We start from the raw sequence: 18,404 nt of genomic DNA on the forward strand, positions 1-18,404 counted from the left end.
ACTCCTATCTATGTGTACGTGGATCACTAGCATCCGCTAAGTTTTGACCAACTACGAAAAGGGACAAGGATACCAAGACAAGAGTTGTCAATGGAATCCAGAACAAGTAAGCATTGGTTGTTACGTTTTGTGAATAATCCGAAATCAAACGACCCAAACTTGGCACTGTAATCGGTAATCCAAGACCGAAGAAAGACAAGAAGGCTTCGTATGAGATAAAGCTTGGAAGCATTTGAGTCATGGTTGTCACAATAACAGATACCAATTGTGGCATAATGTTTTTGGCAACAATCTTCAAGGTTGGTGTTCCCAAAGTACGTGACGCCAAGTTGTATTCCAAGTCACGATAACGCAAGATTTGCACACGAATCATGAAGGCAATTCCAATCCATGTTGTTACACTCATGGCAAAAATCAAATTCCAGAATCCAGCTCCGATTGAGTAAGTCAAGACAATGACAATCAAAAGAGATGGGATGTTTGAGATGACATTATAAACTTCCATCATCACGCGGTCAACTGATTTTGAAATTCCCCAAATACCACCGACAAAAACACCGATAACCAAGTTAATCACTGTCGCAATCACAGAAATGAGGATAGAGTTACGCGCTCCGAACCAGACACCGTCAAAGAGCGATTTACCGTTACTGTCTGTACCGAACCAATGCTCCGCATTTGGCTTGATATAACGAGCACTAAAGTCGTTTACCTTGCTGACATCATTGAAATCAAACTTAGAAAACATTGGGTAGATGAAACTCATCAAAATGATGGCTACCAAGATTCCCAACATGACTACAGTTGATTTTTTCTTCATAAATTGTCTAAACACTGATTTCCAGTAAGAATATGCTGGCGCATCAATGGTTTCAGAGGCAAAATCGTCACGTTTTACAAACTGAAATTTTTCTTTATCGATTGTAGACATTATTTGCCTCCTTTCTCAGTCAATTTAATACGTGGGTCAATAATGGTCATCCAAATATCTCCTAAAAGAAGGGAGAAGATAGAAATACATGTAAAAATGAAGACAAGACCAACGACCATAGAGTTATTGGATGCTTTTACAGAGTCAATCAACATTTTACCCATACCTGGGAAGGCGAAGACTGTTTCAGTAAGGGTTGCACCACCGATAACCCCAATAACGGCACCAGGAATTCCTGAAACCAGCGGAACCATGGCATTTTTAAAGATGTGTTTGTTTGAAATTTCTTTTTCAGACAAACCTTTTGCACGAGCGAAACGAACAAAGTCTTGTGATTGCAAGTCAATCATGTAACGACGAATCCAAATAGCTGTACCAGGAGCACCCAACAAACCAAGGATTACTGCTGGTAAAACGTACGAACGCCAATCTCCAGCCCCTAAGATAGGGAATGAATCTGGTAAACCAATTGAGGAACCAAGCAATCGAACAATATAAACAAGGGCGATTGTTGGAAGTGCCATCAAGAAGGTCAAAGCCCCTGTTGAGAAGCTATCAATCCAAGTGTTCTTGAAACGAGCCATGGCTGAACCAAGTGGCACGGCAATCGCATAAGAAATCACCAAACCAATCAAACCAGCAATAGCAGAGCTGACAATCATAGATGGATATTGATAATTACTTTCAGTCGCTGTATAAGGATCATCTTTCCCATAGCTAGCTACTTCACGAGAGTCAGCCTGACTAGGTGACTTGTAGGTTCTTGAGTAAATATTTACAGAAGACGTTTTCTTACCTGTTGGGAACTGAACTTGAGCAGTTTTGGTTTGTCCTTGACCTTGAGTAATAACCTGAAGAACTGGTGTATTAGCATAGGTTGGATAAGAGTCACCTAAATTGATATTCACAAAATTTTGATGCACAAATGGGAACTGACTGTTGAAGTACAAGAGATATTTATGTTTAGTACCCGAACCGACCAATGACCATCCGATAGCTGGATCATTTTCGAAACGAAGGTAACGTTTCAAGTCTGGATTTTCAGGGTCTTGAATTTTATTTGTATGGTCAATGTCAATCAAGTTAGCATAGAAGTGAAAAACACGTTCAAAAATGGGGATTTCACGAGTAGCATAAAATTGACCACTTTCAGTAAATTCTCCCAAAGTCCAACCATGACCTAATTGATTGATGTACTTTTCATAAATAGCTTTATTAGTCGCATTTGCCTCTACTGTTACAGAAGAATCCATGCTACTTGCCTTTTCTTGCAACTCCTTAGTATCGTAATACTCAATGTAGCCCATACGCTCAAACACAGTATTTTCATAGTTATCACGTTTATCAGCCGTTGTTGCGATTTTATTATAGTTAGGGTCCTGCTTGAAAATCAATTTTCGAGGAACCAAGGTATAGATAATCGTGTAGGTCAAAGTCGTTACTAAGAAAATCGAAACCAATGACCGCAAAACACGCATAAAAATATATTTTTTCATATTATTTCCTTTAAAAATCCCAAAAGAACCTTCTCCTCATGGAGAGAAAGTTCTATTAGAAATTATTTACTTCACATGACTTGCCAATTCTTTTTGTGCTTTCTCGTTTGACTCAGCCTTTTCTTTCAACCATTTTTCACGAGCTTTTTCATACTCTTCTTTGGTGATTGCTTTTTCACCAACTTCAGTATACTTCAAGTATCCTGCATTTTCACCTTTAAGGCCGGCTACAGAATATGAAGAGCTAAATGGTAGAACCTTTGAAACAAATGAAACGGCTGTTTCTTTAGGAGAAGCCATTACTGGAATTGTCAAAGCATTATCAGTCAACCAAGCTTGTGCTACTGCGTATTTTTCATAACGTTTTTGAACATCTTGATTTTCGCTGTTTGCGTCATCAAGTAATTTTCCATAGTCAGCCAAACCAAGTTTACTTACTACTGATGCATCCGTGTTTTGGTCAATACCAAGGTAAAGGCGAGTGTTTCCTCCCTTGATGACAAACTGATCCAAGAAAGTAGACGGATCTTGATAGTCAGGGTTCCATCCTGACAATGTATGGATATCCCAGTCTTGCTCTTTAGCTGTTGGAGCACTAAATGAAATTGGTAAAGCTTCTGCTTGAGTCATTTGTTGCAAATCTACAACAACATTATCTGAACCCAATACTTTTTCAATTGATTGCTTCAATGATTGCACACGGTTTACAACCGCTGTTGATTCTTGGATAACCAAGGCATCCAAGTGGATTGGGAATTCAACACCTTCAGCTTGTAGGCTTGATTTTGCTTTAGCAAAGACTTCTTTAGCCTTTTCTTCATTGTAAAGTCCATTTTGAGAATCTGCTAGAGACACGTTTGACCAAATAGAAGAATTTGTCTTAGCTAAGCTATCTTGTACCAATTCACCAAATGTTTTCTTACCAACTTGAAGATTATAAGGTGCAAACGTATTACGGATGGCTACTGCAGCTCCATCAGTACCATTTGTTTGAGCTGAGTAAGAATTGCGATCTACCGCAAAGTTCAAGGCTTGACGGAATTCCTTGTTTAACAAGGCTTTCTTAGTAGATGTCTTTTGGGCATCACTTGTCTTAGCAGTGTGGTTATAAGTTGTACGGCCATAGTTCAAGCTGACAGTTGCAACTCCCGCTCCTGGTTCATTAAAGTAAATGTTATCTTTGAAGTCAGCTGCATATTTTTCATATGTAGAACTTGTAGGGAAGATACGCGCCTTGCTATATTGACCATCAGCAAAACCTTTAGCAATCACATCTTGGTCCTTACCATCCCAGAAAGTGAACTTAACGTTCTCAATTTTTACATTTTCTTTGTCCCAGTAAGCATCATTTTTAGCCATCTCGATAGATGATTTTGGAGTTACAGATTTTAAGACAAATGGACCGTTATAAAGAATAGAGTTAGCATCGGTTGGAGCACCAAAACCTTCCCCTTTTGAAGTTAAGAATTCTTCATTAACCGGCATCAAAACACCACTAGTTGTCTTGTCATTCCAGAAAGTTTCTGGCTGGTTCAAGGTATATTCTAGTGTTTGATCATCAAGCGCTTTTACTCCAACGGTTGAAAAGTCGCTTGTTTCACCCTTGATATAGGCTTCTAATCCTTTAATAGAAGAGCTAACGATTGAAAGTCCTTTTGATTTTCCATCTACCGCATGTTTCAAACCAGTAACGAAGTCTTTAGCAGTGACAGGAGCGTACTCTTCTCCCTCTGCTGTCACCCATTTAGCATCCTTACGGATTTTATAGGTATAAGTCAAACCATCTTTTGAAACTGTCCATGATTCAGCAATAGAAGGAACTAGGTTACCATATTTATCATTAGCCAACAAACCATCTACAGCATTTGTTGTGACGAAAGATGTTGAATCAATATTGCTAACGATATAATCCAAGGTTTCTGGATCTGTTTGATAAACATATTGGTAATCTTTTGCTAGTTTAGCATTATTTGAACTAGTGTTTGAACACGCAGCTAGAACTCCTGACGCTAATAAGGTAGCCCCCGCTACAGCAAGCACTTGACTTTTTTTCATTTCTTCACTCCTCGTAATAAAGTATAGGTTATTATCAATTATACCATAGATTTTAAGATGTTTCAAGAAAAATAAACGAATTTTCAGAATATTTAGGCTTATTAACACAAATTTTTCATTTTTTCTGAATATATGATTCAAATTGTCGTTCGAAGTATCAAAGGCTACAGCGAAAATAGGAAATTTGACGCAGAAACTTTGAAGCTTAGGAAGACCTATAGTAAAATGAAATACAGACTGAACAATGTGATTTTGGAATTCAAATTAAATTATAATAATATTGTAGAAGTATCATTCTAGTATTCAAGATTCCGTTTACTATATCTTTTTCACACCAACCTTATTCCGAATTCAATTACTTTCGTGATTTACACATATAGATTAAGACTATCTTTTATACTTTAAAATTTCTCGCTACCTTATCCACTATATACGCCTTGCTATCACGTTCCTGTTAGTAGTGCCACGATTTCGCTATCCCTTCCTCTGACAATTCTTATTTCCTGCGTCAGACTTAAAACGATCTATCCCCAGACCATTTTAATCCACTACCTCACGATAGTCAGGCTTGGGGAGAGCTATTGTATTCACCGGTAGTGGATCCCTACAGAAGACTTACACCTCAGATACACGACATGCCCAGTGTATATAAAAAATCTCCCACCCAAGGTAGAAGATTTTAATCTTATATACTTAATCCGTCATGTCCGATACCAAGGTTCGATGTTCCAATGGAATACTGCACATAACTAGCAAGAAAATAAAGCCTGACTGAATCCAGAAGAGAGCCAGGTCAAAGATTCCGTGTACAGCAACCACTGTAAGGAAAGACAGATAAAGGCCGATAATCGGACGTTTCCCTGACTCCTGACTCATATCCATCATCAAGCGAACAGGAGCAACAGAAGACAAAACTAATAAAATGGTCCCCACAATTCCGTAACTCAGAATCGTATCAATATAAAGACTGTGAGCATGTTCATGATAAGGAGCATGTATCCGAGGATAAGAGTGCATATAGGTCAATGGCCCTTCACCCCAAAAAGGATTTTGCTTAAACAAGGCCATCCCAGCATCCCAGATAGAAATGCGTTCTTCCATAGAAGAGTCTAAAGTACCCATTCGAACTCCCAAATCACTAGAAAAAAGGAAACTCAAGCCGATTGCAAAGACCCCAATACTAAGCCAAAAGGCCTTCCAGTTTTTAATGGTCGTAAAGAGATAGATAATGGCTCCAGCAATAATAGCAGGAAAGGCCGTTCGATTTTGAGTAAAGTTCAATCCAAAGAGATTCACAAAGCCTGCAATCACACAGAATACTTTCAACCAATTCAACTTGGTCGTTGTAAACAGATAGAAGGCAATCATGATACAGAAACAACAAATAATTCCATAATAATTAGGATTAAAGAAGGTTACTTCTGCACGATTCTGATGCCATACCTGCATATTGGGTGAAAGAAAAGCATAGTTGAATTTCTTCACAATTTGGAAATGTTCTAAACTTGCAAAAGCAGCTGACAAGACGCTACCAAACAAGACGAGCTGCAAAATCAATCGAAAGAATTTATGTGATAAAATCGACTGATAGTGCAAAAAGAAAACAGTAAATAGAAACATTCCTACTGAAGCCACAAGACCCATCCAATTTTGTGCAAGAATGGATATAACAGTACTATAGCCAAGAAAAAGAAGCAGCATCGGATGCTCCCCCATTTTCTGAAGAATACTTTTTATGTCTCCTGTAAAAATCAAACTAATAATATATAAACAGAATACAACTACAAAAAGATAAAAGGGTAAAAAGATACTCAAGATAATTCCCAATAAAATCAGCTCTTTACTAGACAACCCTTTTAGCTTTTCAATAAAGCCTATTGATTTCAAAATGAATCCTTTCTCTCCAAATCAGCTGATTCAGATAATAGTAAGCTATCCTATATTGTACCACTTTTTTAACAATTTGAAAACAAAGGAAACGTTTACTAAAATAAAAAACTATTTTATCAACCATATCAAGGCTTCAAAATGTTACTTCAACTCCATTCTCAATTACCCGATAAGTCTGATTTTGCAAATCAATTTCTGCTACTGCTGTTACGGACTTATCTTTATTTTGACGTTTGATTACAATGCTGTGAGCTGTTGGTGTTTCAACGTCAATAGTTCCTTCTAGTTCAAAGGCTTCTGAACGGTTACGGAAAGAAAATAGATTGAGAAGGGCCTTCACTACAGGACGTTGGACTTCTTCTGCTATTTCCTCATTGCTATAGTAATGACGATTAATATTTCGACCTTCTTTAGTTTCTTCTAACAATTTCAAGTCATTCTTGCCTGCTAATAGACCAACATAGTAAACTTTAGGAATACCTGGGGCAAAAGCTTGAATTAGACGAGCGAGAAAATACTTGACATCATCATCTCCAAGCGCAGAATAGTAAGTTGAATTGATTTGGTAGATATCTAAATTGTTATACTCTGCACTAGAGTACTTACGTTTGACATTAGCTCCAACCTTATAGAGCTCATTTGAAGCATAGTCGATTTCCTCGTCAGTCAGGATATCCTTGACATCCACCACTCCAATCCCATCATGGGTGTCTAGCGTCGTAAATTGCTTCATTGGGCTCATCTTTAACCACTTAGCCAAACGCTCTGTTCTGGAACTGTAAAGAGTATAAAGTGTCACCATTGGAAGAGCAAAATCATAAACATAGTAATCGTGATCCGCTATTTTAAACTGAATCGAATAATGTTCATGAATCTCAGGTAAGAGCTCTGTCCCATACTCAGCAGCGATGTCTCGAACTTTGTCCAATAAATCCCAAATATCTGGTTCTACAAAGAAATCATTAGTATCCAATTTCTTCACTGCATAAGCAAAGGCATCTAAGCGAATCAAATCACACCCATTACTTGCCAAGTGCTGAATCGTCTTACGGATAAATTCCATCGTTACTTCTTTGGTCACATCAAGATCAATCTGCTCCTCACCAAAGGTATTCCACAAATATTCTACTGAACCGTCTGCAAAAACAATCTCTTGCTTTGGTGCACGATCCTTACGCTTGTAAATTAAATCTACATCAGACTGTGTTGGACGGTTTTCTGGCCAAAACTTATCCCAGTTTAAAAAGAGATCTTTAAATTCACTGGCTTCATGTTTTTCTTGATAGTCCTTATAATACTTAGATTGACGAGAAATATGGTTAATCATAAAGTCAAACATAAGATAATATTTCTCACCTAAACGCTTAACATCCTCCCAATCACCAAAAGCTGAGTCCACTTCGTCGTAGTCAACTGGCGCAAATCCACGATCACCTGTTGATGGGAAAAATGGTAGAAGGTGAACTCCCCCAATAGCATCTCCAAAATGCTCTTCCAAATTCTCATATAAGTCTTTAAGATTATTTCCAAGACTATCTGAATAGGTAATCAACATGGTTTTATTCTGAATCGGCATCATTACTCTCCTTTTTCTAATTGAAGCCAAGTCTCGTATGACTTGGCTTCGTAAATCAAATTCATGTTATACTCTTCGAAAATCTCTTCAAACCACATCAGCTCTATCTGCAACCTCAAAACAGTGGTTTGAGCAACCTGTGACTAGCTTCCTAGTTTGCTCTTTGATTTTCATTGAGTATTAAATCTCTGTTTATCATCAAACTCGTACTAATATAGACTGTGATAAACTAAGTACTACTTTCTTGTTTTCTACATAGAATTATCAACAAGCTGAACCCTTCCTCTGTGTCAGAAATTATAGCTTCTCTAGTCTCTTCTTACTTCACTGCTCCGTTGCTCATTCCTGCGATGATATGGCGTTGGAAGAAGAGATAGACAATGGTGATACTGATAATGCCGACAACGTATGAGGCAAAGCTTGGTCCGTAGTCGTTGAAATATTGGCCTGCGTAGTTGTATTGGAATAAAGGCAGAGTCCACATTTTGGAATCCCGATTCAAGACAAGGAGTGGCAACATGAAGTCATTCCAGAACCAAAGGGCATTGATGATCATGGTTGTCGCATGCATCGGTTTCATCATTGGGAAGATGATGCGGAAATAAGTTGTAAATTGATTAGCCCCATCGATCTCTGCTGCTTCATCCAGACTTTCTGGGATCGAGATTTTGATATAGCCAACATAGAGAAAGAGGGTCTGTGGAATCGCATAGGTCAAGTAGAGCAAGATCAAACCAAAGGTATTAGCCAAACCGAGTTTACTCATCATAACCGTAATCGGAATCATGATGACTTGGAAAGGTACGAAGATTCCGAGGATTAAGAGGATATACATGATGGTAAAGGCTTTTCTTTTACTCATATTGCGAGCGATGGAGTAGGCTGCCATCGGAATAAAGATCATTACTGCAAGTAAAGACAAGACAGTGATGACGACAGAGTTCCAATAATAGCCTCCGATCCCATCAGCTAAGAGACGGCTAAAGTTGTCCCATGTGAAGTTGGTTGGAAAGCCAAAGAAATTGTATACAATATCCTTAGTGGGTTTGAAGGAACTAAAGAGGGTAGCAAGGAGCGGCACTAAAATCAGAACCGATCCTAGAATCAATAGAATGTATTTGCCAATCAGGTCTTTTCTTTCATCTTGTTTCATCATGCTTCTCCTCTTAAATTTCAAATTTCTTAGATACTCTCAATTGGATGATCGAAATCACTACAATTAAGAAGAACAAGATTACGGCAATGGCATTGGCATAACCGAATTGGTTGTTTTTAAAGGCGTAGTTATAAACCAAAAGCCCAAGTGAGGTTGTGGCATTGTTTGGACCACCACCGGTCATGGCAAAGACTTGGTCAAAGGCAGTCAGCCCACCTTTTAGGGCTAGGATAAAGACCATAGAGACACTTGGTAGCAAGTAAGGCAATTCAATGTTCCAGAAAACTTGCTTGCTAGTCGCGCCATCAATCCTTGCTGCCTCTGTAATCTCAGTTGGAATAGATTGCAAACCAGCTAGAAAGATGATGATGGGCATAGCCACCCCTTGCCAAAGAAGGACAAAGACAGCCGCAAAGATCGCTCCCCACTTAGTCCCTAAAAGACTGGTTTGGAGAAATTCAATATGAAGGGCATGCCCAATCGCTGGAAGACCATAGTTGAAGACTTGCTTGAAGATCAAAGCCACTGTCAAACCAGACAAAACAGCTGGGAAGAAGAACCAAGCACGGAAGAAGGTTTGGCCTTTAATTTTAGAGTTCAAGACACGCGCAATGAAGATCCTGAGTGCAATCTCACCAACCACCATGGCAATCGTAATGATTGCGGTAAAGCCAATCGCATTCATGAATTTTGGATCCATGAAGAGGAGCTTAAAGTTGTTTAAGCCGACAAATTTGTAGTTATAAGTCAATCCTGTCCAGTTGGTAAAACTGTAAAAGGCTCCTTGAAACATCGGCACATAGAAGAAAATTGCTTGTAACAAGAGAGGGATGACCACAAAAGCCCATGCCCAATATTTTTGTAATACTTTTTTCATAGTCTCTCTACTCCTAATCCACATCCGCTTTCATCGGGTTAAAGAAGGCATTCAAATCATTGACCATGCCTTGTTTATCACCGGTCAAGACATAGTTCATGGTCAAGGTATGGAAGTCTGCTTCACTGGTCCAGTATTGTTGCAACCAGACCAAGTGACGATCCGTAAAGGCATATTCGGTCATACCAGCAAGCGGTGAATCTTCTCCTGCTTGTTTGACCCCTTCAATCGCTGTTGGAGATCCGTCCACATCGTAGTATTTTTGCATGACTTCTGGACGGGTCATATATTCCACAAAGGCATTGGCTTCTTTTGGATGTTTGGTGGTGGCTGAGATAGACCATGCCAAGTCTCCCGCACCAACGGTTAAGCTTTGTCCTTTTTCTTTTCCTGGAATCATGAAGGTCCCAATCTTAAAGTTCGGTTTTTGTTCATTAATCGCTGTGATCGCCCAAGACCCATTTGGTGTCATGAGGACATCCCCACGTGCGAAGGCTCCGATAACATCGGTATAGCCAGCACCTTCCCAGTTCTTTTGCTTAGAGCCATTGATGCGAAGGATGTCCATGACCTTGATGTCATCTTTCATAATCGAATCCGACAATTTAGTGGCATTTGGTTGAGAATAACGAAGGTATTGATTGGCTTCTTTTCCTCCACCTGTGGCTGTCGCAAAGGCTAATTGATTGTAACCATTGAGTGTCCAAGCATCTGCACCTGCAATTCCAAATGGTGTTTGTCCTTTAGTAACGATGTCTTTGACTAACTGTTCAAATTCATCCCAGGTTTCAGGAACCTTCAAGCCCAGCTCTTCGAATTTATCTTTGTTGTAGTAAATTCCATAAGCATTAGCTGTAAAAGTAACGTTGTAAACTTTTTCTTTTACAGCATATTTTTCAGCGTAGCCATTTTTCACGCGTTTCAGGTAGTCTTTGTGGCTCAAATCTTCAAAGACACCTGCTTTTGCCCATTCTTGCAGTTCGATGGACTGTGGGTAAATATTGACCACATCAGGCACATCTCCTGCGAGAACACGTGTCTTCAATACTTCACCAGCATTTGGTACATTGACGACTTTGACCTTGATCTTAGGGTTTTCCTTCTCAAAATCACGAGCGATTTCTTCCAAGGTTTTGGTCATTTCTTTTTTCTGGTTGAAATACTCGATGGTCACTGTGCCATCCGCAGATTTACCATAGTTGGAGCAAGCGCCGAGCCCAAACAAAGCTAAACCTGTAATTGCAAGAAGTCCGATTTTTTTATACCATTTCATTGGAAAGCCTCCTTTATAAATTTATACACCTTTATTATAGTCTTCTAAAAATATACTGTCTACTCAAAAAATCTCCTTGGGATAAGATAACAGTTAAGCCTGCATACATGAGTTCTGCACCTGAGTAAACTACTCCATTTTCCTGCAATTCATACAGTCCCTCTTCATCCAAATCTTTTAACTTTAAAGTTGTTTCCATGGTCTCTACAACTGATAAAACGCGAACGTAGGTTACAATCGTTTGATTTTTGTAATTAAATTGTAGAGCTGCTTCATTGGATGCAGTATCAGGATTAATTAGTCTATACTGTTGTCCTAACTGAACTACTGGTCGTAATTCTTTATACAAGTTCACCTGATTAACAATCTCATCTTTCTCTTCATCTGATAAACTTGTCAAATCAAGCTCATATCCCAAATTTCCCATCATTGCTACATGTCCACGTGTTTCTAATGGTGTCATTCGTCCCATCTGATGATTCGGTACTGCTGAAACATGAGCCCCCATAGAAATGGTTGGATAGAGATAGGATGAACCGTATTGAATTGGTAAACGTGCAATCGCATCAGTATTATCACTAGCCCAGACTTGTGGAAAATAGCGCATCATACCCAGATCATTTCGTCCACCACCACCAGAGCAGGACTCAAAGAGAATATGGCTGTGCTTCTCTGTCAGATAAGCGACAAGTTCATAAAGCCCCAGCATGTACTGATGAGATTGCATCTTTGTCTCTAAATAAGTTAATCCATTCCCTAGCTTAGTAATATTACGGTTCATATCCCATTTAATGTAATCAATCTCATGATAAGATAGAAGTTGATCTAAGACATTTTTCAAGTATTCTACTACCTGAGGATTGGCAAGATTAAGTACTAATTGATTCCGAGAATAAGTATGCTCATAGCCAGGAATCTGAATAGCCCAGTCAGGATGTTGACGATACAAATCGCTATCTACAGAAATCATCTCAGGTTCTAACCAAAGCCCAAACTGCAAACCTCTTTCATGGATAGCTGAAATCAGACTTTCAAGACTTCCACCCAGTTTTTCCTCATTAACACTCCAGTCACCTAAAGCCCGATTATCATCAAAGCGATTACCAAACCAACCATCATCTAATACAAAAAGTTCAATGCCAACTTTCTTAGCTTCATCTGCTAACTCTAACAGTTTTTCTCTCTGAAAGTCAAAGTAAGTAGCTTCCCAGTTATTGATTAGAATTGGACGTTCTTTTTTAGAAAATTTACTTGGCATAATGTGCTTCAGTACAAAATTCTGACTTTCATGACTAACATCAGTTAATCCCTTATCTGAATAGGTCACTAAAGCTACCGGTGTTTCAAAATATTCCTCAGGGTCTAACTTCCAAGAAAAGTTTTCTGGATTTATGCCAATAGCCAGCCGAACTTCATTCAATTGATTTTTTTGAACAAAAGCTTCAAAGTTGCCACTATACATTAGTTGAATAGCAAACACATTTCCAGCATCCTCTGTGACTCCTTGATCACATAAGAGAAGAGCTGGTGTTTGAGCATGCCCAGAAGCTCCACGGTTCGAACTAATCGAAAAGATTCCTTGTTCTACCTGTTGACGTCTAACAGTCTTTTCACGAGCATAAGCACCCTGCAGAGTTACGATTTCGTAATCTGCAACTGGAATATCAGCCATAAAAGAAAAATCTTTATGGATAACAACTTCCTGGTTACTATTATTCTCCAATTTACTGTAGCTAGCAATTGTCGCATCATTATCAAAAGCAGTATAATATAAAGTCAGACTAAGTTGAGCCTTAGAATCTTCTAAAATCAAGGCAAGAGTCTCTGTACCATCCATGCTATGTGGGGAAGGTAAACCCTGTGGACCATTTTGATCTTTTAAAATCTTTGCTTCTATAAAACGAAAATCTGTTACCTCAGTTGCATCGTGCTGAACCTGTATAGTTGGTTTCCTAAAATCTCCTAAGCCATGTTGTCCAAAAATTTGACGCTGAGTATCTAAACTAAAGGTTCGATTATGAGCCGTTGGATTTCCTGAAAAGGCATGGTCTCGTTCATAAACACTATTGGAACCTTTATAGTTCTTAATAGTCTTTCCTAAATGTTTCAATAGTAAGTACCCACCACGATTTTCAATAATCAAACTTAAATTTTTACTCTCAACATAAAATAGATTATTCTCTATCCTAACTCCCATTTACTTCACCTCATCACTTTAATGATTCTATTTTATCATCTGAAATCGCTTTCCAAAATAGAAAAATGTCTCAAGAATATGGTAAAATGTTAGGTAGGAGGTAGCACATGTTAGTTTTTTCAGAATACCAGACTGGAACAATCGACCTTTCCCTAAGCTTTTATGGATATGAGGAATGCACACCTAATTACTCTTTTGGTCCAGCCATTCGTGATACATACGTTCTACATTACATTAGTAAAGGACAAGGAAAATTTCATTACAATGGTAAAATTGTTGATTTAAAAGAAGGAGATTTCTTTCTATTAAAACCAGATGAACTAACCTTTTATCAAGCAGATAGTAAAGAACCTTGGGCCTACTACTGGTTAGGAATCACTGGAGGGAAAGCTCCTGATTATTTTGCTCTTTCTCAAATTTCTGATCAATCCTATCTCATCCAATCTGAAACTTGTCATACCCAGACCACTGCAAAACTCATCTCAGACATTGTCCGCTTCGCTCAGATTACCAAATCAAATGAATTAGCTCAACTCCATATCATGGGACAACTCCATGAACTGATGTTTCATCTGGGAAATATTGCTCCCAATCAGAAGAAAAAGAATATTTCATCGACCCACCAACTCTATCTTGAATGCAAACGATTAATTGATAGCCACTATCCTCAATCACTTACAATTCAAGATTTAGCAAAAGAACTATCCGTTCACAGAAGCTACTTATCAAGCGTATTCAAAGAATTTAACACCTTATCTCCAAAAGAATACCTACTATACGTTCGAATGTATCGAGCTAAACAACTCCTCGAAAATACCCAAGAGTCAATCAAGGTAATTGCATACTCGGTAGGCTTTTCAGATCCACTCCATTTTTCTAAAGCTTATAAACAATACTTTAATCAGACTCCAAGTCAAACAAGAAAAGAATATTCTCAACACCAACTAGTGAGAAAGGAAACACTATGAAATCCTACCAAGCCGTCTACCAAATTCTAGCAAAAGAAACCGATTATATCAGCGGAGAAAAAATCGCAGAAGAACTATCCCTCAGCCGAACATCAATTTGGAAAGCCATCAGGCGGCTAGAACAAGAAGGCATTGAAATTGATAGTATCAAAAACAAAGGATATAAACTGATGAATGGTGACCTTATTCTTCCAGAGATTCTAGAAGAAAATCTTCCAATTAAAGTCAGCTTTAAACCCGAAACAAAATCAACACAACTAGATGCAAAAGAAGCAATTGATTTAGGCCATGAAGCAAATACCCTCTATCTAGCTTCCTATCAAACAGCAGGCCGAGGCCGTTTTCAACGTTCCTTCTACTCACCACAAGGTGGTATTTATATGACACTCCATCTTAAACCAAATCTCCCCTATGACAAATTACCATCCTACACACTACTTGTAGCTGGAGCTGTCTACAAAGCCATTAAGAACCTAACTTTAATAGATGTCGACATAAAATGGGTCAATGATATCTATCTAAACAATCATAAAATTGGAGGAATTCTCACTGAAGCAATGACATCTGTAGAAACAGGCTTAGTCACAGATATTATTATTGGAGTAGGAATCAATTTCACTATCAATGATTTTCCACAAGAATTAAAAGAAAAAGCTGCTAGTTTATTCAAAGCTCCAGCACCTATAACAAGAAATGAATTAATTATCGAAATATGGCGTGCTTTCTTCGAAACACCAGCAGAGGAGTTATTATACCTATATAAAAAACAGTCATTCGTTCTAGGAAAAGAAGTCACTTTCACACTAGAGCAAAAAGACTACAAGGGACTTGCTAAAGACATCTCTGAAAGTGGTAAACTTTTAGTTCAATGTGATAATGGAAAAGAAATCTGGCTAAATAGCGGAGAAATTTCACTCAAGGGTTGGAAGTAAAATAACACAATTATAATATAAACGATATAAAAATGACTTCAGATTAGTAATTCAATTAAGTTTTACAGATCTGAAGTTTTATGGCTCTATAATATTTGTAGTGGGTAAATCCCCTATAGATATTATGGAGCCTATTTTGTTGTAGAAAAAAAGTCCCATATGACCTATAATGAAAAGCGACAAAACAACTCATTAGAAAGAATCATATGGAACAATTACATTTTATCACAAAATTACTAGACATTAAAGACCCTAATATCCAAATTATGGATGTTGTTAATATGGATACCCACAAAGAAATCATTGCTAAACTAGATTGTGAGGCCCCATCTTGCCCTGAGTGCGGAAGTCAAATGAAGAAATATGATTTTCAAAAACCTTCTAAAATTCCTTATCTTGAAACGACTGGTATGCCTACTAGAATTCTCCTTAGAAAGCGTCGATTCAAGTGCTATCACTGTTCAAAAATGATGGTCGCCGAAACCTCTCTCGTCAAGAAAAATCACCAAATCCCTCGTATTATCAACCAAAAAATTGCGCAAAAATTGATTGAAAAGTCTTCTATGACCGATATTGCTCATCAGCTGGCTATTTCAACTTCAACTGTCATTCGTAAGCTCAATGATTTCCGTTTTAAGTCTGATTTTTCTTACCTCCCTGAGATTATGTCCTGGGACGAGTACGCCTTTACAAAGGGAAAGATGAGCTTTATTGCGCAAGATTTTGACAAGCTCAATATCATCACTGTTCTTGAGGGGAGAACACAAGCTATCATCCGAAATCACTTTCTGCGCTACGATAGAGCCGTTCGTTGTCAGGTGAAAATCATTACTATGGATATGTTTAACCCTACTATGACTTGGCTAAACAGCTTTTTCCAAACGCTAAAATCGTGTTGGATCGTTTCCATATTGTCCAACACATGAGCCGTGCTATGAGTCGTATGCGTGTCCAAATCATGAATCAGTTTCATCGAAAATCCCATGAATACAAGGCTATCAAACGCTACTGGAAACTCATCCAACAAGATAGTCGGAAACTCAGCTATAAACGTTTTTATCGCCCTACTTTTCGCATGCACTTGACGAATAAAGAAATTCTAGACAAGCTTTTGAGCTATTCAGAAGACTTGAAACATCACTACCATCTCTATCAACTCTTGCTTTTTCACTTTCAGAATAAGGAACCGGATAAATTTTTCGGGCTCATTGAGGACAATCTAAAGCAGGTTCATCCTCTTTTTCAGACTGTCTTTAAAACCTTCCTCAAGGATAAAGAGAAAATTGCCAACGCCCTTCAACTACCCTATTCCAACGCCAAACTGGAAGCCACCAATAATCTCATCAAACTTATCAAGCGCAATGCCTTTGGATTTCGGAACTTTGAAAACTTCAAAAAACGGATTTTTATCGCTCTGAATATCAAAAAAGAAAGGACGAAATTTGTCCTTTCTCGAGCTTAGCTTTTCTTCAACCCACTACAGTTGACAAAGAGCCAGTTTTATTGTCTCTAAAAATAAAAAAGAGAGTTATAAACTCTCATTAAAACGGAGAATAAGGGATTCGAACCCTTGCGCCAGTTACCCGACCTAACGATTTAGCAAACCGTCCTCTTCAGCCTCTTGAGTAATTCTCCAATTAATGGGCACGAGTGGACTCGAACCACCGACCTCACGCTTATCAGGCGTGCGCTCTAACCACCTGAGCTACGCGCCCAAGTTAAAAAACTTGGTAATTTGAACAAAGTTCAAAGCGGGTGACGAGAATCGAACTCGCGACAACAGCTTGGAAGGCTGTAGTTTTACCACTAAACTACACCCGCATAAATACTATCAATAAAATGGCGCGAGACGGAATCGAACCGCCGACACATGGAGCTTCAATCCATTGCTCTACCAACTGAGCTACCGAGCCTTATTGCGGGAGCAGGATTTGAACCTACGACCTTCGGGTTATGAGCCCGACGAGCTACCGAGCTGCTCCATCCCGCGTTAATATAAAAGGAGGATGTGGGATTCGAACCCACGCACGCTTTTACACGCCTGACGGTTTTCAAGACCGTTCCCTTCAGCCGGACTTGGGTAATCCTCCAATATTCAAATGGACCTTGTAGGACTTGAACCTACGACCACTCGGTTATGAGCCGAGAGCTCTAACCAGCTGAGCTAAAGGTCCGACAAGATCATTATAGCGGCGAAGGGGATCGAACCCCCGACCTCCCGGGTATGAACCGGACGCTCTAGCCAGCTGAGCTACACCGCCATGTATCGGGAAGACAGGATTCGAACCTGCGACACCTTGGTCCCAAACCAAGTACTCTACCAAGCTGAGCTACTTCCCGAGTTAAAAAGAAAAATGCACCCTAGAGGAGTCGAACCTCTAACCGCCTGATTCGTAGTCAGGTACTCTATCCAGTTGAGCTAAGGGTGCTCATTAGTTTATGCCGAGGACCGGAATCGAACCGGTACGATCGTTACCAATCGCAGGATTTTAAGTCCTGTGCGTCTGCCAGTTCCGCCACCCCGGCCTCTCTAAGCGAACGACGGGATTCGAACCCGCGACCCCCACCTTGGCAAGGTGGTGTTCTACCACTGAACTACGTTCGCACTGTTTTCTTCTATCTAAAAATGCCGGCTACATGACTTGAACACGCGACCCTCTGATTACAAATCAGATGCTCTACCAACTGAGCTAAGCCGGCTCATTTGTTATATCCTAATGCGGGTTAAGGGACTTGAACCCCCACGCCGTTAAGCGCCAGATCCTAAATCTGGTGCGTCTGCCAATTCCGCCAAACCCGCATATATGACCCGTACTGGGCTCGAACCAGTGACCCATTGATTAAAAGTCAATTGCTCTACCAACTGAGCTAACGAGTCTAAAATAACTTCCGTTATTCTAACGGTCCCGACGGGAATCGAACCCGCGATCTTCGCCGTGACAGGGCGACGTGATAACCGCTACACTACGGGACCTTTGGGAGTTAACGGGATCGAACCGCTGACCCTCTGCTTGTAAGGCAGATGCTCTCCCAGCTGAGCTAAACTCCCTAGA

General features: G+C 39.3%; 12 protein-coding genes and 17 tRNA genes. 3 read left to right on the forward strand and 26 right to left on the reverse strand.

Translation table 11 applies throughout. From position 1 onward, the window contains the following. Nucleotides 1–4: 4 nt before the first annotated feature. From oppC to OC530_RS07390, 9 genes are all read right to left on the reverse strand, one after another. Nucleotides 5–931 carry an oligopeptide ABC transporter permease OppC gene (gene oppC, locus OC530_RS07350; RefSeq protein WP_000103703.1) on the reverse strand — a complete coding sequence of 309 codons (927 nt, stop codon included), beginning with the start codon at nt 929–931 and terminating at the stop codon, nt 5–7. Beyond that, entirely contained in the window at nt 931–2,427 is a 1,497-nt protein-coding gene (locus tag OC530_RS07355; RefSeq protein ID WP_112443790.1) for an ABC transporter permease, read from the reverse strand. The genes oppC and OC530_RS07355 overlap by 1 nt, the downstream gene beginning before the upstream one ends. A 66-nt stretch (nt 2,428–2,493) precedes the next feature. Continuing rightward, nucleotides 2,494–4,482, reverse strand: coding sequence for a peptide ABC transporter substrate-binding protein (locus OC530_RS07360; protein ID WP_262080921.1), 1,989 nt, complete (start codon nt 4,480–4,482; stop codon nt 2,494–2,496). Between the two features lie 693 nt (nt 4,483–5,175). Beyond that, nucleotides 5,176–6,369, reverse strand: coding sequence for an O-antigen ligase (locus OC530_RS07365; RefSeq protein WP_262080923.1), 1,194 nt, complete (start codon nt 6,367–6,369; stop codon nt 5,176–5,178). A 136-nt stretch (nt 6,370–6,505) separates the two neighbouring features. Next, nucleotides 6,506–7,948 carry a sucrose phosphorylase gene (gtfA, locus tag OC530_RS07370; protein WP_262080925.1) on the reverse strand — a complete coding sequence of 481 codons (1,443 nt, stop codon included), beginning with the start codon at nt 7,946–7,948 and terminating at the stop codon, nt 6,506–6,508. A gap of 319 nt (nt 7,949–8,267) precedes the next feature. Continuing rightward, entirely contained in the window at nt 8,268–9,101 is an 834-nt protein-coding gene (locus tag OC530_RS07375) for a carbohydrate ABC transporter permease (protein ID WP_262080927.1), read from the reverse strand. A 13-nt stretch (nt 9,102–9,114) separates the two neighbouring features. Next, nucleotides 9,115–9,981, reverse strand: a complete 867-nt coding sequence (locus OC530_RS07380; RefSeq protein ID WP_262080929.1) for a carbohydrate ABC transporter permease — start codon at nt 9,979–9,981, stop codon at nt 9,115–9,117. Nucleotides 9,982–9,994: 13 nt separating this feature from the next. After that, on the reverse strand, nt 9,995–11,254 hold the full coding sequence (locus tag OC530_RS07385) for an extracellular solute-binding protein (RefSeq protein ID WP_262080932.1): 1,260 nt from the start codon (nt 11,252–11,254) through the stop codon (nt 9,995–9,997). Between the two features lie 34 nt (nt 11,255–11,288). Beyond that, nucleotides 11,289–13,451, reverse strand: coding sequence for an alpha-galactosidase (locus OC530_RS07390; protein ID WP_262080934.1), 2,163 nt, complete (start codon nt 13,449–13,451; stop codon nt 11,289–11,291). 107 nt (nt 13,452–13,558) lie between these two features. Between OC530_RS07390 and OC530_RS07395 the strand changes: the two genes are divergently transcribed. The 3 genes from OC530_RS07395 (at nt 13,559) to OC530_RS07405 (ending at nt 16,813) form a co-directional block, all read left to right on the forward strand. Then, nucleotides 13,559–14,419 carry an AraC family transcriptional regulator gene (locus OC530_RS07395; RefSeq protein ID WP_262080936.1) on the forward strand — a complete coding sequence of 287 codons (861 nt, stop codon included), beginning with the start codon at nt 13,559–13,561 and terminating at the stop codon, nt 14,417–14,419. Beyond that, nucleotides 14,416–15,351: a bifunctional biotin--[acetyl-CoA-carboxylase] ligase/biotin operon repressor BirA gene (gene birA / locus OC530_RS07400; protein ID WP_262080938.1), complete on the forward strand. Its 936-nt coding sequence runs from the start codon at nt 14,416–14,418 to the stop codon at nt 15,349–15,351. The genes OC530_RS07395 and birA overlap by 4 nt, the downstream gene beginning before the upstream one ends. A 206-nt stretch (nt 15,352–15,557) precedes the next feature. Next, a protein-coding gene (locus OC530_RS07405; protein WP_262080941.1) for an ISL3 family transposase occupies nt 15,558–16,813 on the forward strand; the annotation gives its coding sequence in 2 pieces (ribosomal slippage) (nt 15,558–16,197 and nt 16,197–16,813; 1,257 coding nt in all). An 85-nt stretch (nt 16,814–16,898) separates the two neighbouring features. Here the strand turns inward: OC530_RS07405 and OC530_RS07410 are convergent. The 17 genes from OC530_RS07410 to OC530_RS07490 form a co-directional block, all read right to left on the reverse strand. Continuing rightward, nucleotides 16,899–16,986: transfer RNA gene (locus OC530_RS07410), tRNA-Ser, on the reverse strand. A 6-nt stretch (nt 16,987–16,992) separates the two neighbouring features. Further along, a tRNA-Ile gene (locus tag OC530_RS07415) sits at nt 16,993–17,066 on the reverse strand. A 35-nt stretch (nt 17,067–17,101) separates the two neighbouring features. Then, a tRNA-Gly gene (locus OC530_RS07420) sits at nt 17,102–17,172 on the reverse strand. Nucleotides 17,173–17,191: 19 nt separating this feature from the next. Further along, nucleotides 17,192–17,264: transfer RNA gene (locus OC530_RS07425), tRNA-Phe, on the reverse strand. Between the two features lie 3 nt (nt 17,265–17,267). After that, a tRNA-Met gene (locus OC530_RS07430) sits at nt 17,268–17,341 on the reverse strand. Nucleotides 17,342–17,351: 10 nt separating this feature from the next. Further along, a tRNA-Ser gene (locus tag OC530_RS07435) sits at nt 17,352–17,441 on the reverse strand. A 10-nt stretch (nt 17,442–17,451) separates the two neighbouring features. Continuing rightward, nucleotides 17,452–17,525, reverse strand: a tRNA-Ile gene (locus OC530_RS07440). Between the two features lie 13 nt (nt 17,526–17,538). Then, nucleotides 17,539–17,612: transfer RNA gene (locus OC530_RS07445), tRNA-Met, on the reverse strand. A 5-nt stretch (nt 17,613–17,617) separates the two neighbouring features. Next, nucleotides 17,618–17,691, reverse strand: a tRNA-Pro gene (locus tag OC530_RS07450). Nucleotides 17,692–17,706: 15 nt separating this feature from the next. Next, nucleotides 17,707–17,780: transfer RNA gene (locus tag OC530_RS07455), tRNA-Arg, on the reverse strand. Nucleotides 17,781–17,791: 11 nt separating this feature from the next. Next, nucleotides 17,792–17,877: transfer RNA gene (locus tag OC530_RS07460), tRNA-Leu, on the reverse strand. Between the two features lie 7 nt (nt 17,878–17,884). Then, nucleotides 17,885–17,956: transfer RNA gene (locus tag OC530_RS07465), tRNA-Gly, on the reverse strand. A 22-nt stretch (nt 17,957–17,978) separates the two neighbouring features. Further along, a tRNA-Thr gene (locus OC530_RS07470) sits at nt 17,979–18,051 on the reverse strand. A gap of 18 nt (nt 18,052–18,069) precedes the next feature. After that, a tRNA-Leu gene (locus tag OC530_RS07475) sits at nt 18,070–18,151 on the reverse strand. A 5-nt stretch (nt 18,152–18,156) separates the two neighbouring features. Further along, nucleotides 18,157–18,229 (reverse strand) — tRNA-Lys (locus OC530_RS07480). A 23-nt stretch (nt 18,230–18,252) separates the two neighbouring features. Continuing rightward, nucleotides 18,253–18,325: transfer RNA gene (locus OC530_RS07485), tRNA-Asp, on the reverse strand. Between the two features lie 2 nt (nt 18,326–18,327). Beyond that, nucleotides 18,328–18,400, reverse strand: a tRNA-Val gene (locus tag OC530_RS07490). Between the last annotated feature and the right edge of the window lie 4 nt (nt 18,401–18,404).

It is taken from the genome of Streptococcus sp. Marseille-Q5619, from assembly GCF_946901205.1.
Classification (GTDB): Bacteria; Bacillota; Bacilli; order Lactobacillales; family Streptococcaceae; genus Streptococcus.

Coding starts and splice junctions, on each gene's coding strand:
- oppC (WP_000103703.1), bottom strand. CDS start 931: ATGTCTACAATCGATAAAGAAAAATTTCAGTTTGTAAAACGTGACGAT.
- OC530_RS07355 (WP_112443790.1), bottom strand. CDS start 2,427: ATGAAAAAATATATTTTTATGCGTGTTTTGCGGTCATTGGTTTCGATT.
- OC530_RS07360 (WP_262080921.1), bottom strand. CDS start 4,482: ATGAAAAAAAGTCAAGTGCTTGCTGTAGCGGGGGCTACCTTATTAGCG.
- gtfA (WP_262080925.1), bottom strand. CDS start 7,948: ATGCCGATTCAGAATAAAACCATGTTGATTACCTATTCAGATAGTCTT.
- OC530_RS07375 (WP_262080927.1), bottom strand. CDS start 9,101: ATGAAACAAGATGAAAGAAAAGACCTGATTGGCAAATACATTCTATTG.
- OC530_RS07380 (WP_262080929.1), bottom strand. CDS start 9,981: ATGAAAAAAGTATTACAAAAATATTGGGCATGGGCTTTTGTGGTCATC.
- OC530_RS07385 (WP_262080932.1), bottom strand. CDS start 11,254: ATGAAATGGTATAAAAAAATCGGACTTCTTGCAATTACAGGTTTAGCT.
- OC530_RS07390 (WP_262080934.1), bottom strand. CDS start 13,451: ATGGGAGTTAGGATAGAGAATAATCTATTTTATGTTGAGAGTAAAAAT.
- OC530_RS07395 (WP_262080936.1), top strand. CDS start 13,559: ATGTTAGTTTTTTCAGAATACCAGACTGGAACAATCGACCTTTCCCTA.
- birA (WP_262080938.1), top strand. CDS start 14,416: ATGAAATCCTACCAAGCCGTCTACCAAATTCTAGCAAAAGAAACCGAT.